Below are 16802 nucleotides of genomic sequence, written 5' to 3' on the forward strand. Positions count from 1 at the left end.
CGGGCACTACAGAATGCACAGAACGTGCAGAGTGTCCCGGAATGCGGCGATTGCTGTCCGGCTGTGCGGGACGTGTCGGGCGGGGATGGGTCCGGATGGACCCGCTTCGACGTATGAGGGGGAGAGTTCCCAGGGCGGGGCGACGGAAACGCACCGCCCTGAGTCCGTCTCAGCTCGCGCCGTTGCCCGCCGCCGAGTTGCGGGTCGGTCCGGCGGCCGGCCTGGTCGTCGCGGTGGCGTTCGGCTTGATGGATTTGGCCGGTTTCACGGCGTCCTCGCGCAGCCGGAACCAGTAGAACCCGTGCCCGGCGAGGGTGAGCAGATACGGCCATTCGCCGATGGCGGGGAAGCGCACCCCACCGATCAGCTCCACCGGGTGCATGCCGTTGAACTGCCGCAGGTCGAGCTCGGTCGGCTGGGGGAAGCGCGAGAAGTTGTGCACGCACATCACCAGGTCGTCGCCGTACTCCCGCAGGAAGGCGAGGACCGCCGGATTCGACGACGGCAGTTCGGTGTACGAGCCGAGGCCGAAGGCCGGGTTCTGCTTGCGGATCTCGATCATCCGCCGCGTCCAGTGCAGCAGCGACGAGGGCGAGGCCATGGACGCCTCGACGTTCGTGACCTGGTAGCCGTAGACCGGGTCCATGATGGTCGGCAGGTACAGCCGTCCCGGGTCGCAGGACGAGAATCCCGCGTTGCGGTCGGGCGTCCACTGCATCGGGGTGCGGACGCCGTCGCGGTCGCCGAGCCAGATGTTGTCGCCCATCCCGATCTCGTCGCCGTAGTACAGGATCGGCGAGCCGGGGAGGGACAGGAGCAGCGCGGTGAACAGCTCGATCTGGTTGCGGTCGTTGTCGAGCAGCGGGGCGAGCCGGCGCCGGATGCCGATGTTGGCGCGCATCCGGGGGTCCTTGGCGTACTCCGCGTACATGTAGTCGCGCTCTTCGTCGGTGACCATCTCCAGCGTCAGCTCGTCGTGGTTGCGCAGGAAGATGCCCCACTGGCAGCCCGCCGGGATCGCCGGGGTCTTGGCCAGGACTTCGGAGACGGGGTAGCGGGACTCCCGGCGCACGGCCATGAAGATGCGCGGCATCACCGGGAAGTGGAACGCCATGTGGCACTCGTCGCCGCCGCCGGGGAAGTCGCCGAAGTAGTCGACCACGTCCTCGGGCCACTGGTTGGCCTCGGCGAGCAGCACGGTGTCCGGGTAGGCGGCGTCGATCTCCTTGCGGACCCGCTTGAGGAAGGCGTGGGTGGCCGGGAGGTTCTCGCAGTTGGTGCCCTCCTCCTGGTAGAGGTACGGCACGGCGTCGAGGCGGAAGCCGTCGATGCCCAGGTCCAGCCAGAAACGCAGCGCGGACAGGATCTCCTGCTGCACGCGTGGGTTCTCGTAGTTCAGGTCGGGCTGGTGCGAGAAGAACCGGTGCCAGTAGTACTGCTTGCGGACCGGGTCGAAGGTCCAGTTGGACGTCTCCGTGTCGACGAAGATGATCCGGGCGTCCTGGTACTGCTTGTCGTCGTCGGCCCAGACGTAGTAGTCGCCGTACGGGCCGTCGGGGTTGGCGCGCGACTCCTGGAACCACGGGTGCTGGTCGCTGGTGTGGTTCATCACGAAGTCGATGATCACCCGCATGCCGCGCTGGTGGGCGGCGTCCACGAACTCGACGAAGTCGGCGAGGTCACCGAACTCCGGGAGGACGGACGTGTAGTCCGAGACGTCGTAACCGCCGTCCCTCAGCGGCGACTTGAAGAACGGCGGAAGCCAGAGGCAGTCGACTCCGAGCCACTGCAGGTAGTCCAGTTTGGCGGTGATGCCCTTGAGGTCACCGACGCCGTCGCCATTGCTGTCCTGGAAGGACCGGACCAGAACCTCGTAGAAGACGGCTCGCTTGAACCAGTCGGGATCGCGGTCCTTGGCGGGCGTGTCCTCGAAGGTGTCGTGGACGGGCTCGTTGACGATCATGATGTGGGTGACCCTCCGATCGGCGGGGACGGTCGCAGGACCAGGATGTGCGCGGGCGTGACGCCCGGCTGAAGGCGCACGTAGTTGGCCCTGCCCCAGTGATAGGTCTCGCCGGTGAGCTCGTCGCGCACCGGTACGGTCTCGTGCCAGTCGAGGCCGAGCTCCGGCATGTCCAACGAGACCGTCGCCTCGTGGGTGTGGCGCGGGTCGAGGTTGACGACCGTCAGAACCATGTTCGAACCCGACCGCTTGCTGTAGGCGATCACCGCGTCGTTGTCGGCGTGGTGGAAGTGGATCGACCGCAGCTGACGCAGCGCGGCGTTGCGGCGCCTGATCCGGTTCAGCGTGGTGATCAGCGGGGTGATCGTGCGTCCCTCGCGCTCCGCCGACTCCCAGTCACGCGGCCGGAGTTGGTACTTCTCGGAGTCCAGGTACTCCTCACTGCCCTCCCGCGCGGGGGTGTTCTCGCACAGTTCGTACCCGGCGTACATGCCCCACGTCGGCGACATCGTGGCGGCGAGCACCGCCCGCACCTCGAAGGCGGGCCGGCCGCCGTGCTGAAGGTAACCGGGCAGGATGTCGGGGGTGTTCACGAAGAAGTTCGGCCGCATGTAGGCCGCGGCGTCCCCGGACAGTTCCGTCAGGTACTCGGTCAGCTCCTGCTTGGTGTTGCGCCAGGTGAAGTACGTGTACGACTGCTGGAAGCCGATCGCGCCGAGCGTGTGCATCATCGCCGGGCGGGTGAACGCCTCCGCCAGGAAGATCACGTCCGGGTCGGTGCGGCGGATGGACGCGATGACCTTCTCCCAGAAGACCACCGGCTTGGTGTGCGGATTGTCGACGCGGAAGATGCGCACCCCGTGGGCCATCCAGTGCCGCAGCACGCGCAGCGTCTCGCGGACGAGGCCCCGCATGTCCTGGTCGAACGCGATCGGGTAGATGTCCTGGTACTTCTTCGGCGGGTTCTCGGCGTACGCGATCGTGCCGTCGGGCCGGTGGTGGAACCACTGCGGGCGCTTGCTCACCCATGGGTGGTCCGGCGAGCACTGCAGCGCGAAGTCCAGCGCGACCTCCAGGCGCAGCTCGCGGGCGCGCGCCACGAAGGCGTCGAAGTCCTCCAGGGTCCCCAGGTCCGGGTGGACCGTGTCGTGGCCGCCCTCGGGGGAGCCGATCGCCCACGGCACGCCCACGTCGTCCGGCTCCGCCGTGAGCGCGTTGTTGCGGCCCTTGCGGTGCGTGGTGCCGATCGGGTGGATCGGCGGCAGGTACACCACGTCGAAACCCATCGCGGCGATGGCCGGCAGCCGCTCGGCGGCCGTGCGCAGGGTGCCCGGGACCAGCCTGCCGTTCTCCACGCGCGCCCCCTCGGAGCGCGGGAACATCTCGTACCACGACCCGAACAGCGCCCGCTCGCGCTCCACGAGCAGCGGCAGCGGGCGCGAGGAGGTCACCAGCTCGCGCAGCGGGTGCCGGGACAGGGCCTCCACCGCCTCGGGCGCGAGCGCCGCCCGCAGTCTCTCCTCGGCGGTCAGCCGCTCGTCGCGCAGGGCGTCCACCACGGCGAGCACGGCTTCGCGGCCCTCGCTCTTCGGTACGCCCTCGGCGGCCCGCTCGTGGAGGGCGGCGCCCTCCTCCAGTACGAGCTCGGTGTCGATGCCCGCCGGAATCTTGATCTCGGCGTGGTGGCGCCAGGTGGTGACCGGGTCGCTCCACGCCTCGACCCGGTAGGACCAGCGCCCTTCGGCCGTCGGGGTGACCTCGGCGCCCCAGCGGTCGGTGCCGGGGGCCAGTTCGCGCAGGGGGGTGAACGGCCCTTCATGGCCGGCGGGATCCGTCAGTACGACATTGGCGGCCACGGCGTCGTGACCTTCTCGGAACACGGTGGCCGTAACCTGAAAGGTTTCGCCGACCACCGCCTTGGCGGGCCTTCTACCGCAGTCGACCAGCGGACGAACGTCCAGTACGGGAATGCGACCAATCAGCGAATTCACGGCATCACCTGAGGGTTGCTTATGGGGTATCGCTCTTTGTAGCTGCTCCGTTGACGGGTGGCGGGGCGCAGGCATCACCGCTCCTGTCCGGGTTCACTCGGGTGGGCGGGTTCCGGAGGAGCCTTCCCACACCCTTCGGGTGGGCAATCCGGCGCAGTGTTAACTACCGAGAGGTAGTCGGAACAAGACGAACCGGCCCCCTTATGGCGCAAAATAAGAGGGCCGGCAGGGATACCGCCGTACGGGTGAACTTGAGGCGGGGCCTCCGTGGTTGCTGTGAGTGGGTGGGCGCGTGGGTCACCCGTGAGGCACGCGCGGCGTGTGACCCGGGGGGGAATCACTTCAAGGGCTGGGCGTCCTGCTCCTCCGGGTCGTTCGCCCAGATCTGCCAGGGCTGGCGGCTCACCCACTCGTCCACCGGTGAGGGCCGCAGCGACAGCGCCCCGGCCGAGACACCGTGGTCGCCCGCCATCAGCAGCGGGTCCGCGCCGGTCGCCATGTAGTGGTAGATACCCGCGACGCCGGCCGCCGCCGCCGGGCCGAGCACCTGGGCGAGGCCCTGCTCGAAGAGGTCCGGGTCCAGCGCCTGGTAGCGCACCGTACGGCCCAGCCCGTGGCCGAAGGCCGTCGCCAGCTGCTCACCCGTCAGCGCGCGCTCGCCGCCGATGTCGAACGTGCCGCCCTCCACGCCGTCCGCGGTCAGCGCCGCGACCACCGCCTCCGCCAGGTCGCGGTGCGAGATCCACGCCGTCGGCGTGTGCGCGGGCAGCGGATACGCGAGGACGCCGTCGTTCACCAGGGCGGGCCCGTTCCACGGACTGAAGAGGTTGTCCAGATAGACCGGCGGGCGCAGCACCACCAGCGGGACACCGCTGTCGCGCAGCACCTCCTCGGTGATCCTGCGCGTCTCGAACGCCGCCACATCGGTGGTCTCCCGGGGAACGCGCGTGTTGGCGTTGTACACCAGCCGCCGCACCCCCGCGTCCAGGGCCGCCGCCGCGATGTTCCGCGCGTACCGGTGCACCCGGTCCGGCTCGTACACCAGCGGCATGACCACCGAGGCGTGCGTCGCCCCCTCGAACAGCTGGCGTACGTCCTCGGCCTCACCCAGGTCACCGGAGGCGAACGAGACGCCCGGCAGCGGCGGCCGGTCGCCGTCGGGACGGCGGGTCAGCGTACGCACGCGGTGGTGCCGCTCGGCCAGGAGGCGGGCGACCGCGCCGCCCTGGAAACCGGTCGCTCCCACGACTGCAACACGCATCGGCATGTGCTCTGACAAGTGTTCGGACATGTGCCTGAAGGGCCCTTCGATAGGGTGGGTCTGCTGCCATGACGGCACCTCACAGGCTGGCGGCGACGGCTTTGGCCGATCAATTAACAAACCGGGGCGGGGGTTGAAGGATCGTCCATGGGCACCGTACGCACCGAGAAAGTACGCACCGAGAGCGACGACCTCCTCAGCGAGCTACTGCAACCACTGCGACTGACGGGAGTTTTCGACAGCCGCTGGCACGTCAGTGCCCCCTGGGCGATCGAGGGCGACGCCGAGCAGGGCTGCGCCGTGCTGCACTACATCGTCGACGGCAACTGCTGGATCACCGCCGCGGGGCAGGCCCCGCAGGAGCTGCACGCGGGCGATCTCGCCGTCTTCCCCACGGGCACCGCGCACCGGCTGTCCGACCGGCCCGAGCGCCAGGGGGTGCCGCTCAAGGCGGTGCTGCCCGAGCGGCAGCCCGGCACCTCCGGCGAGATCCGCATCACCGGCGGCGGCCCCGAGAGCCGGCTGCTGTGCGCCGGGCTGCACTACGACGCCAGCGCCGCCACCGGCCTGTACAAGGCGCTGCCCTGGGTCCTGGTCCTCGACCGCACCCAGGTCGACCGCGAACCGCTGCTGCGCGACACCCTCCAGCTGCTGGCCACCCCGGACCGCCCCGTCGGCCCCGGCGACCGGCTCATCACCCTGCGCGCCTTCGAGATGGCCCTGGTCCTGGCGCTGCGACCGCTGCTGCGCGAGCTCACCGAGAACCCGGCCAGCCTGCCCGTGCTGCGCCACCCCGGTGTCAGCCGGGCCATGGTGATGATCGCGACCCGGTTCGCCGAGCCGTGGACGATCGAGTCGCTGGCGAAGGAGGTCGGCATGTCCCGTTCGGCCTTCACCGCCGCCTTCCGCGAGCTGGTCGGCGAGGCCCCCGCACGACACCTCACGGGCCGGCGCATGCAGGAGGCGGCGCGGCTCCTCGGCGAGACGTCGCTGCCGCAGTCCGCGGTGCCCCAGCGGGTCGGCTACCAGAGCGCCGTGGGTTTCCATCTGGCGTTCCGCAAGTGGTTCGGGGTGACCCCGGGGGAGTACCGCACCAGCACCGCAGCGGCCTGATACCGAACGGTATGGCCAAAACCGCACTGGCCGGTTCTTAAGGACAGCTGGACGGTCGTTCATTGCCGTGGACCGGTACGGCCAGACAGGCTCTGCTGCGGCACAGCCGTTCCGCAAGAGGAGAACAGGTGACCAGGTCCGGTCAGGAATATCTCGCGTCGCTGCGCGACGGACGCGAGATATGGCTCGACGGCGAGCGGGTGGAGGACGTCACCACACACCCCGCCTTCCGCAACACCGCCGCGTCCCTCGCACGGCTCTACGACCTGGCGCACGACTCCGAGCACACCCCGGTCCTCACCCGGGGCGGTGTCCACCGCGCGTACGCGATCCCGCGCTCGTACGACGACCTCGTCGCCCGCCGCCGGGCGTACAAGGTGTGGGCGGAGGCCGGATTCGGCTTCCTGGGGCGCACACCCGACTGCATGGCGGGCGGCGCGGCGGGCTTCGCCGCGCTGCCGCAGCTGTTCACCACGGACGCGTACGACGGGGCCGGCAACGCCCTCGCCTACCACCGGCGGCTCGCCGAGGGCGACCTCTACCCGACCTTCACCCTCACCAACCCGCAGACCGACCGGACGAGGTCCGCCTCCGAACAGGAGGAGGACGACCTGGTGGTGCGGGTCGTCGCCGAGAAGGACGGCGGGATCGTGGTGCGCGGCGCCAAGATGATCGGCACCGCCGCCGTGTTCGGCAACGAGGTCATCGTCGGCACGATCGAGCCGCTCGCCCCGCAGGACGTCGAGCACGCGGTGTGCTTCTCGATCCCGGTCGACACCCCGGGGCTGAAGTTCCTCTCGCGCACGTCGTACGAGGCGCGGGCGCGGAGCGTCTTCGACAATCCGCTCTCCTCGCGGTTCGACGAGAACGACGCGCTGCTCGTGTGCGACGACGTCTTCGTCCCGTGGGAGAACGTCCTCGCGTACCGGAACGTCGACGTGTCGTTCCGGATGTGGTGGCAGACCCCCGCGTACCTGAACTTCGTGCACCAGTCGGCCACCCGCTTCTGGACCAAGCTGGAGTTCCTCACCGGCCTCGCGATCCTGATCACCAAGGCGAACAACACCTACCAGCTGCCGCCCGTCACCCAGGCGATCGGCCGGCTGCTCGGCCGCGTCGCCCAGGCGAAGGCGTTCGTGCTGGCCGCCGAGGCGTCGTACGAACAGGTCGACGGCGGGCGCGGCGGCGTGATGCCCGGCAAGGACATCTCGTTCGCGCAGCGCATCATGGCCGGCGAGCTGTACCCGCAGGCCGTCCAGGAGATCAAGCTGCTCGCCGGCGGCGGCGTCATCCAGCTGCCCGCCTCCGGCGAGGACCTGCTGCACCCGGAGCTCGGCCCGCTGGTCCGCAAGTACATCCGCTCACCCGGCACACCCGCCGAGGAGCGGATCAAGCTGCTGAAGCTGGCGTGGGACGCGCTCGGCTCCGAGTTCGCCGGCCGCCACGAGCAGTACGAACGCTTCTACCACGGCGCCCCGCACGTCTACCTGACGCAGCAGGCGTGGGAGGGCGACGGACCGGCGTGCGAAGCGCTCGCCCGGGCCTGCCTGGACGGCTACGGCCTGGAGCGCACCCGATGAGCGCCCCCGCGCGACTGCGCGCGGCCGATCCGGGGCAGTGCGCCCGGGGCGGCCGGGCGGTGCGGTCGGCGGGCGACCCGCACCCGGGCGTCCGCCGCGCCGCCGCTGCCCGGTGGACGCGCGCCGAGGGCGAGTGGTGAGCGCCGTGGCGGGAACGCGTGGCGCGCTGGGGCTGCTCGCGGCGACACAGCTGCTGCTGATCATGGACACGGCGATCATCAACGTCGCGCTGCCCTCGATCGGCGACGACCTCGGCTCCGGATCCGCCGGGCTGTCCTGGGTCGCCAACGCCTACCTCATCACCTTCGGCGGACTGCTCCTCCTCGGCGGGCGCACCGCCGATCTGCTCGGCCACCGGCGGCTGTTCGTCGCCGGCCTCGCGCTGCTCGCCGCCGCGTCGCTCGCCGGCGGGCTCGCCGGGTCCGCCGGGATGCTGATCGCCGCGCGCGCCGCGCAGGGCGTCGGGGCGGCGTTCGCCGCCGCCGCCGCGTTCGCGCTGCTGCTGATCCTGTTCCCGGACGGGCCGGCGCGGCACAAGGCGCTCGGCGCCTTCGCCGCCATGGGCGGGCTCGGCGGTGTGCTCGGGACCGTGCTCGGCGGGGTCCTCACCGACCTCCTCGGCTGGCGCTCCACCTTCTGGCTGAACGTCGCCGTCGCCGCCCTGCTCGGCGCCCTCGCGCTGCGGCTCCTCGACGGCTCCACCCGCGGCACCGAACGCGGCTTCGACCTGTTCGGCGCGCTCACCGCCACCGGCGGGCTCGGGCTCGTCGCGTACGCCCTCGTCGGCCGCAGCCTCCTCGCGGGCGCCGCCGGAGCGGCGCTGCTCGCGGTGTTCGCGGTGCTGGAGGCGCGGATCACCCGGCCGCTCGTGCCGCCCGCGGTCCTGAGGCGGCCCGCGCTGCGGCTCGCCAACTGCCTCAGCGCCCTCGCCCAGATGGCGCTGTTCCCCATGTTCTTCCTGGTCAGCCTGTACCTCCAGAGCGTCCTCGGGGAGTCCCCGCTCGTCGGCGGGCTCGGCCTGCTGCCGCTGTCGCTGGTCGTCGTCGCCACCGCCCCGCAGACCGGACGCGTCATCGCCCGCCTCGGACTGCGCGCCACCATGACCCTCGGCTTCGGGCTCCTCCTCGCCGGCCTGGTGTGGCTCGCGCTCGCCCTGAGCGCCGACGGCACCTTCTTCACCACAGTCTTCGCACCCAGCCTGCTGCTGGGTGCGGCCCTGCCGCTGGTCATGGTCACCACCAACGTGGCCGCCACCGCCGAGGCCCTGCCCGAGGAGACGGGCCTGGCGTCCGGGCTGATCAACACCAGTCAGCAGTTCGGCTCCGTCCTGGGCCTCGCCGTCCTGGTGGCCGTCGCCACCGCACGTACCGGCACGGCGACCCCCGCGGGCGAGACGGCCGGTTTCCAGGCCGCCCTGCTCGTCGGCGCGGCCTTCGCGGCCCTGGCCGCACTGCTGTCCGTACGGCTGACCCTGCCCGCGCCCGTACCGGCGCCGCCACGCCAGGAGCGGGTGGGCGAACCGCGGTGACCGCCTGACCAAGCGGATCCCGCCACTCCCTGACCCGACTGCCCAAGGGGGGCATCCCGTTGACCTTGTACGACCTGGTCGCGCCCGGTCTCGATACCGTCGCCGAACCGCGCTACCGCATAGCCGAGATACGCGCGGCCGACCCACTCGGCGCCGACGCGCTGCTGGCCGCGCTCCCTGCCATGAACCGCGACGCCGACGTCGCCGCGCTCACCGTCGCACTGCGCGCCCTCGTCCCCGACCTCGACCGGGCGGCCGAGTGGAGCGTCGTCGAGGCCCTGGCCGCGATGCGTGACCTCGGCATGCTGCTCGGCTCGCTGAAGCGCCACGGCACCGAACCCGTCGCCGCCGTCCCCGAGGTCCTCCCCGTCCTGGAGGAGCTGGCCCGGCGCACCGACATGGTGCCCCGCGACACCGTGCACCACTACACCACCTGGAACCCCATCGGCCCCCGGCAGCGGATGTTCACCGGCCACCGGATGGAGGCCCACCTCCAGGAAGCCGTCCGGATGGTCTTCCCCAGCCTCGTCGCCGCGCTCGACACCTGTACCGTCCTCGCCCGCCTCGAACCGTACGACCCGGGCTTCGCGCTCGCCCTCGACCGCACCGCCCAGCACGTCCAGGCGATGGTCGACTCCATCGACTTCACCGTCACCAACGTCACGCCCGTCTTCTTCGCCCGGACGCTGCGCTCCTACTTCGAGGAGATCGACGTGGCGGGCCGCGACTACCTCGGCCCGGCCGCCGCCCAGGTACCCCTGTGGCTCGTCGACCTGACGCTCTGGCAGTGCGACCGCTCCAACCCCGCCTACGACGCGTTCCTGGAGGAGTCCGTCGAGTACAGCCTGCCGTCGTGGCGGGCCTTCCACGCCGCCCACAAGGGCGGCATCTCCGCCGTGGGCAAGCTGTCCGCCGCCCTCAGCTGGGAGACGGTGCACCGGCTGCCGGCCCCGCTCATCGCCTCCGCCCGCTCCCTCGCCCGCGTCCTGCGCATCCTCAAGACGTTCCGCGCCCGCCACATCGGCATCGCCCGCAAGGCCTACAGCGACGACCTGAAGCTGTACGAGGCGGGCAGCGGCGGCGCCCCGATCGCCCTGCTGCGCGAGGTCCTCGACCTGACCCGGGACAACGAGACGCTGGTGCGCAGGGCCGTCGAGCGGCCCCGCACCCCGGCCGCCTGAGAGGAGTGCGCCCATGACCCCGCACATCCTCATCGCCGGTGGCGGCATCGCCGGACTCACCGCCGCGCTCGCCCTGCACGCCGCCGGCTTCCCGCACGTCACCGTCGTCGAGGCCGCCCCCGGGATCCGGCCCGTCGGCGCCGGGCTGAACCTCATGCCCAACGCCGTCCGGGAGCTCGACGCGCTCGGCGTCCTCGACGAGGTCGAGGCCGGCGCCGTACGCACCCGGGAGCTGCGCTACTACCACCGCTCCGGCGGACTCATCTCCCGCGAGGCCCGCGGCCTGCGCGCCGGCTACCGCTGGCCCCAGCTGTCCGTCCACCGCGGCCACCTCCAGTTCGTCCTCGCCGAAGCCGTACGGGAACGGCTCGGCCCCGCCGCCCTCGTCGGCGGCGTCCGCGTGTCCGGCCTCGACCTGCTCCCGGACGGGCGCCCGCGCGTCCGCCTCGAACACCGCGACGGCGCCACCCGCGGCCTCACCTCCCTGCGGCCCGACGTCCTGATCGGCGCCGACGGCATCCGCTCCACGGTCCGCGCGGCGCTCAACCCGGGCGAGGGCGAGCCGCCGTGGAACGGCATGCTCGTATGGCGCGGCGTGTCACGCGTCGACGCCCGCCGCGCCGGCTCCTTCATGTTCATCGCGGGCGACGACCGGCAGAAGGCCGTCGTCTACCCGGTGAGCGAACCGACCCTGCGCCGCCCCGACACCCTCGTCAACTGGGCGCTTGCGATGCCCGCCGACCGCATCGCCAACGCCTCGTCGACGTCCACGCGCGGCGACTGGAACCGTCCCGTACCCGTCGACTCCTTCCTCCACCACTACGAGGGATGGGAGTTCGACGGCGTCAGCGTCCCCGACGTCCTGCGCGCCGCCGACGGCGCCTTCGTGTACCCCATGGTCGACCGTGAGCCGCTCACCCGCTGGACCCACGGCCGCACCACCCTCATCGGCGACGCCGCCCACGCCATGTACCCCATCGGCTCCAACGGCGCGACGCAGTCCATCGTCGACGCCCGCGCGCTCGCCCACGCCATGGCCCTCCACCGCGACCCGGCCGAGGCCCTCGCCGCGTACGAGGGCGAGCGCCGCCCCGCCATGACGGAGCTGCAGCGCGCCAACCGGCGCCTGGGCCCCGAGATCGTCATCAACCTGGCCCACCGGCGTGCGCCGGGCGGATTCACCGACATCGACGACGTCATCCCCCCGCACGAACGTGCGGACATCGCCGCCCGGTACGCGCTGACCGGCGCGTTCGACCCGGCGACGGTCAACCTGGGCTCCCCGTACGAGGTACCGGTGAGTGCGCTCCCCTGAGTGCGCCGTGGTTGACGGGGCGCGGTGCCACTAACGTCGGAGGGTGAAGGCGGACGCACACCGTTGTGCGTCCGCCCCGATACGGATCTCCCCTGCGAAGGTGGAACACGTGAAGGCAATCCGTCGATTCACCGTGCGCCCCGTCCTCCCCGAACCCCTTCGACCACTCAGCGACCTCGCGCGCAACCTGCGCTGGTCCTGGCACGCCGAGACCCGTGAGCTGTTCCAGACCGTCGACCCCGACGGCTGGCGGGCGGCCGGCGGCGATCCCGTACGGCTCCTCGGCTCCGTGTCCGCCGGGCGGCTCGCCGAGCTCGCCAAGGACAGGCGGTTCCTGCGCCGCCTGTCCGCCGCCGCCGACGACCTCGACGACTATCTGCGCGGCCGCCGCTGGTACCAGCAGCACCAGGCCGCGTCGGACGGCGAACTGCCCGCCGCCATCGCCTACTTCTCGCCCGAGTTCGGCGTCACCGCCGCCCTGCCCCAGTACTCCGGCGGCCTGGGCATCCTCGCCGGTGACCACCTCAAGGCCGCCTCCGACCTCGGCGTACCGCTGATCGGCGTCGGTCTGCTCTACCGGCACGGCTACTTCCGCCAGTCCCTCTCCCGGGACGGCTGGCAGCTGGAGCACTATCCGCTCCTCGACCCCAACGAGATGCCGCTCAGCCTGCTGCGGCAGGAGAACGGCGGCCCCGTCCGCGTCTCCCTCGCCCTGCCCGCCGGCCGCAGTCTGCACGCCCACGTCTGGGTGGCCCGGGTCGGCCGCGTCCCCCTGCTGATGCTCGACTCGGACGTCGACGAGAACGGGCCCTCCGAGCGCGACGTCACAGACCGGCTGTACGGCGGCGGCAGCGAGCACCGGCTGCTCCAGGAGATGCTGCTGGGGATAGGGGGTGTGCGGGCCGTCCGGGCGTACTGCGCCCTCACCGGCCACCCCGCCCCCGAGGTCTTCCACACCAACGAGGGACACGCCGGCTTTCTCGGCCTGGAGCGCATCCGCGAACTGAGCGAGACGGGGATCGACTTCGACGCGGCGCTGGAGGCCGTCCGCGCCGGTACGGTGTTCACCACCCACACCCCGGTCCCGGCCGGCATCGACCGCTTCGACCGCGAACTCGTCGCCCGCCACTTCGGCGACGGCGCGGAGCTGCCCGGCGTCGACGCCGAGCGGATCCTCCAGCTCGGCCTGGAGACCTACCCGGGCGGCGAACCCAACCTCTTCAACATGGCCGTCATGGGGCTGCGCCTCGCCCAGCGCGCCAACGGCGTGTCCACCCTGCACGGCGCCGTCAGCCGGGGGATGTTCTCCGGCCTGTGGCCCGGCTTCGACCCCGAGGAGGTGCCGATCACCTCCATCACCAACGGCGTCCACGCCCCGACCTGGGTGGCGCCCGAGGTGTTCCGCCTCGGCGCCCGGAAGATCGGCGCGCAGCGCGCCGAGGACGCGCTCAGCATCGGCGGGGCGCAGCGCTGGGACTCGGTCACCGAGATCACCGACGCGGAGATCTGGGAGCTGCGGCGCGAACTGCGCGAACAGCTGGTGATGGAGGTGCGGACGCGGCTGCGCGCCTCGTGGCGGCAGCGGGGCGCCGTCTCGGCGGAGCTCGGCTGGATCGACGGCGTCCTGGACCCCGACGTCCTCACCATCGGCTTCGCCCGCCGCGTCCCCTCGTACAAGCGACTCACCCTGATGCTGCGGGACCGCGACCGGCTGACGGAGATGCTGCTGCACCCGAACCGGCCGGTGCAGATCGTCGTCGCGGGCAAGGCCCACCCGGCGGACGACGGCGGAAAGCGGCTGGTGCGGGAGCTGGTGCGGTTCGCCGACGACCCGCGCGTGCGCCACCGCATCGTCTTCCTGCCGGACTACGGGATGGGCATGGCGCAGAAGCTCTACCCCGGCTGTGACGTCTGGCTGAACAATCCGCTGCGGCCCCTGGAGGCGTGCGGGACGAGCGGGATGAAGGCCGCCCTGAACGGCTGCCTCAACCTCTCCGTGCTGGACGGCTGGTGGGACGAGTGGTACGAGCCGGACTTCGGCTGGGCCATCCCGACCGCCGACGGACCGACGACCGACGAGGACCGCCGCGACGACCTGGAGGCCGCCGCGCTGTACGAGCTGATCGAGGAGCGGGTCGCCCCCCGCTTCTACGACCGGGGCGGCCACGGGCTGCCCGAGCGGTGGATCGAGATGGTGCGCCGCACGCTCGCCAACCTTGGCCCCAAGGTGCTGGCGGGGCGCATGGTGCGCGAGTACGTCGAGCGGCTGTACACGCCCGCCGCGCTCGCCCACCGGTCACTGGACGCCGGCGCGGCGCGGGAGCTGGCCACCTGGAAGGCCCGGGTGCGCGCCGCGTGGCCACGGGTGGCGGTCGACCACGTCGAGGTCGAGGAGTCCAGCGGGATCGCCGAGCTCGGCTCCACCCTGGCCCTGCGGGTCCGGGTGACCCTCGGGGACCTCCGGCCGGAGGACGTGGAGGTCCAGGCGGTCGCGGGCCGGGTGAACCCGGACGACCGGCTCGCCGACCCCGGGACGTTCCCGCTCAAACCGGCGGGCGGGCCGGACCAGCAGGGGCGCTGGATGTACGAGGGGCCGCTCACCCTGGACCGCACGGGCCCGTTCGGCTACACGGTCCGGCTCCTGCCCACCCACCGGCTGCTGGCGACGAGCGCGGACCTGGGCCTGGTGGCGCTTCCGACGGAGACGACGGGCGAGGGCGCCGGCGTACTGATGCGGTGACGCACCACCGCCCGGTGGCACGCGGGGTGCCACCGGGCGGTGTGCTGAGCGGACCGCCTACGGGAACGTCAGCTTGAAGCCGTTGATGTAGCCGGTGTCCTGCGCGGCCTTGTCCTGGACGCGCAGCTTCCACGAACCGTTGGCGACCTCGCTCGACGCGTTGACCGTATACGTGGCCTTCACGTTGTCCGCCGAGTCGGAGGAGCTGTACGGCTTGAGGTTGTAGACCGAGCCGTCGGGGGCCACCAGGTCGACGACCAGGTCACCGCGCCAGGTGTGGACGATGTCCACGTCCACCTTGAGCGCGGAGGGGGCGTTGCCGGCGATGCCGGTGACGCTGACGGCCGAGGTGACGGCGGCGCCGTTGTCCGGGATGGAGACGTCGGCGGTGTTCTCGAAGACCTTGCCGGTGCCGGGGTCGCCGCCGCCGGGGCGGGCGCCGACGTTGACACCGGCCCAGGCGTGCTCGACGGCCTTGACCTCGGCGCTGCCCGCGCCGTACAGCTCCGTGGCGACCGCGACGGTGCCGGCGCGGGCGCCCGCGTAGTTGGTGGTGGAGTTGAACTTGGTGGTGAGCGCCTTGAACCAGATCAGCGCGGCCTTCTCACGGCCGATGCCGGTGACGGGCAGGCCGTCGGAGGTCGGCGAGTCGTAGTTCACGCCGTTGACGGTCTTGGCGCCGCTGCCCTCGGAGAGCAGGTAGAACCAGTGGTTGGCCGGGCCCGAGGAGTAGTGGACGTCGATGCCACCGATGCCCGAGTACCAGGCGTCCTTGGACGAGCCGTCCCTGCTCGGCTTGTCCATGTAGCGCAGCGGGGTGCCGTTGCCGCGGATGTCGATCTTCTCGCCGACGAGGTAGTCGCCCACGTCCTTGGGGTTGTTGGCGTAGAACTCGACGGCGGCGGCGAAGATGTCGGAGGTCGCCTCGTTCAGGCCGCCCGACTCGCCGCTGTAGACGAGGCCGGCGGTGTGGGAGGTGACGCCGTGCGTCATCTCGTGCGCGGCGACGTCGATGGACGTCAGCGGCTTGGTGTTGCCGGAGCCGTCGCCGTACGTCATGCAGAAGCAGCTGTCCTGCCAGAAGGCGTTGACGTACGCGTTGCCGTAGTGGACGCGGGAGGACGCGCCGGCGCCGTCGCCCCTGATGCCGGAGCGGCCGTGCACGTTCTTGTAGTAGTCCCACGTCAGCGCGGCGCCGTAGTGCGCGTCGGCGCCCGCGGTCTCCTTGTTCTGCGGGGTGCCGTCGCCCCAGATGTCGTCGGCGCCGGAGAAGAGCGTCCCGGTGCCGGACGTCGAGCCGTTGAGGTTGTACGTCTTGTGGTTGCCGCGGCCGGTGTCGGTCAGCGAGTACGAGGGGGCCGTGCCGAGCGTGACCTGGCCGCTGTACTGGGTGTTGCCGGTGCCGGTGTGGACGGCCTGCCACTCGTACAGCTTCTTGCCGGTGGTGGCGTCGGTGAGGACGTGCAGCTCGTTCGGGGTGCCGTCGTGCTGGAGCCCGCCGACCACGGTCTCGTACGCGAGGACCGGCTTGCCCTGCGCCAGCCAGACGACCTTGCGCGGCGCGCGCTCGGCGTCGGTCGCCCTGGAGCCCTCCGCCCGTGCGGCGGCCAGGGCCTGCCGCTCGGCGGCGGCCGGTGCGACGTCCGCGCCGGTGTCGACGTTCCTGAGCTCCGCCCGGGAGGCCTTGCTGACGCCCTCGCGCTTGCCCGCCCTGGTCTCGGTGACGACCAGGTCGCCGCCGAGCACCGGGAGTCCCGCGTAGGTGCGCTCGTAGCGCGTGTGGGTGGTGCCGTCGCGGTCCTGGACGACGTCGCGGACGACGAGCTTCTCCTGGGCGCCGAGGCCGAGCTCCTTGGCGGTGGCCGCCTTGGACGCGTCGGCCGCGCGTATCAGCGCGGTGCGCTGGGCGGGGGAGAGGTCGGCGGGCAGAGCGCCGGGGTCGGCCTTGCCCGCTGCCTGCGCCTTCGGGGCGACGGGCCATTCGTCGTCGGCGGTGGCGGTGCCGGTCTGCACGCCCACGGCGAGCATGGCGGCGGCGGCGATCAGAGCGCCCGTCGCGGTGGCGCGACGGCTTGGCGTGGATCTCACGCAGACTCCTTTTGCGAGGGGGGTACGGACGGCTGGGTGGGC

11 protein-coding genes are annotated in these 16802 nt (G+C 71.7%); 7 read left to right on the plus strand and 4 right to left on the minus strand.

The window, feature by feature from the left end:
- Positions 1 to 169: 169 nt before the first annotated feature.
- From treS to ABZZ38_RS11230, 3 genes are all read right to left on the minus strand, one after another.
- Positions 170 to 1963 (minus strand): maltose alpha-D-glucosyltransferase, encoded by a 1794-nt coding sequence (treS, locus tag ABZZ38_RS11220; RefSeq protein WP_356738123.1) that lies wholly within the window; start codon positions 1961 to 1963, stop codon positions 170 to 172.
- Positions 1960 to 3945: an alpha-1,4-glucan--maltose-1-phosphate maltosyltransferase gene (locus tag ABZZ38_RS11225; protein ID WP_356738196.1), complete on the minus strand. Its 1986-nt coding sequence runs from the start codon at positions 3943 to 3945 to the stop codon at positions 1960 to 1962. Before ABZZ38_RS11225 ends, treS begins: the two co-directional genes overlap by 4 nt.
- 346 nt (positions 3946 to 4291) lie before the next feature.
- Positions 4292 to 5215, minus strand: a complete 924-nt coding sequence (locus tag ABZZ38_RS11230; RefSeq protein WP_356738125.1) for an NmrA family NAD(P)-binding protein — start codon at positions 5213 to 5215, stop codon at positions 4292 to 4294.
- Between the two features lie 147 nt (positions 5216 to 5362).
- Here ABZZ38_RS11230 and ABZZ38_RS11235 point away from each other — a divergent pair, with 147 nt between their 5' ends.
- The 7 genes from ABZZ38_RS11235 to glgP all read left to right on the plus strand — a co-directional run bounded on the left by ABZZ38_RS11235 (position 5363) and on the right by glgP (position 14672).
- Complete coding sequence (locus ABZZ38_RS11235) at positions 5363 to 6328, plus strand: AraC family transcriptional regulator (RefSeq protein WP_356738127.1); 966 nt, start codon at positions 5363 to 5365, stop codon at positions 6326 to 6328.
- Positions 6329 to 6456: 128 nt separating this feature from the next.
- A complete protein-coding gene (locus ABZZ38_RS11240; protein WP_356738129.1) occupies positions 6457 to 7908 on the plus strand; it encodes a 4-hydroxyphenylacetate 3-hydroxylase N-terminal domain-containing protein in 1452 nt (483 codons plus the stop codon).
- Positions 7905 to 8048 (plus strand): hypothetical protein, encoded by a 144-nt coding sequence (locus tag ABZZ38_RS11245; RefSeq protein WP_356738131.1) that lies wholly within the window; start codon positions 7905 to 7907, stop codon positions 8046 to 8048. The genes ABZZ38_RS11240 and ABZZ38_RS11245 overlap by 4 nt, the downstream gene beginning before the upstream one ends.
- 5 nt (positions 8049 to 8053) lie before the next feature.
- Positions 8054 to 9436 (plus strand): MFS transporter, encoded by a 1383-nt coding sequence (locus ABZZ38_RS11250; protein WP_356738133.1) that lies wholly within the window; start codon positions 8054 to 8056, stop codon positions 9434 to 9436.
- A gap of 59 nt (positions 9437 to 9495) precedes the next feature.
- On the plus strand, positions 9496 to 10617 hold the full coding sequence (locus ABZZ38_RS11255; protein WP_356738135.1) for a monodechloroaminopyrrolnitrin synthase PrnB family protein: 1122 nt from the start codon (positions 9496 to 9498) through the stop codon (positions 10615 to 10617).
- A gap of 13 nt (positions 10618 to 10630) precedes the next feature.
- Positions 10631 to 11932 (plus strand): FAD-dependent monooxygenase, encoded by a 1302-nt coding sequence (locus ABZZ38_RS11260; protein ID WP_356738137.1) that lies wholly within the window; start codon positions 10631 to 10633, stop codon positions 11930 to 11932.
- Positions 11933 to 12041: 109 nt separating this feature from the next.
- Positions 12042 to 14672 (plus strand): alpha-glucan family phosphorylase, encoded by a 2631-nt coding sequence (gene glgP, locus ABZZ38_RS11265; RefSeq protein WP_356738139.1) that lies wholly within the window; start codon positions 12042 to 12044, stop codon positions 14670 to 14672.
- Positions 14673 to 14729: 57 nt separating this feature from the next.
- Here glgP and ABZZ38_RS11270 read toward each other — a convergent pair whose 3' ends face one another.
- Entirely contained in the window at positions 14730 to 16760 is a 2031-nt protein-coding gene (locus ABZZ38_RS11270; RefSeq protein WP_356738141.1) for a M4 family metallopeptidase, read from the minus strand.
- Positions 16761 to 16802: the final 42 nt, after the last annotated feature.

The organism is Streptomyces sp. NPDC006368 (assembly GCF_040612535.1).
In the GTDB taxonomy this organism is placed as follows: Bacteria; Actinomycetota; Actinomycetes; order Streptomycetales; family Streptomycetaceae; genus Streptomyces.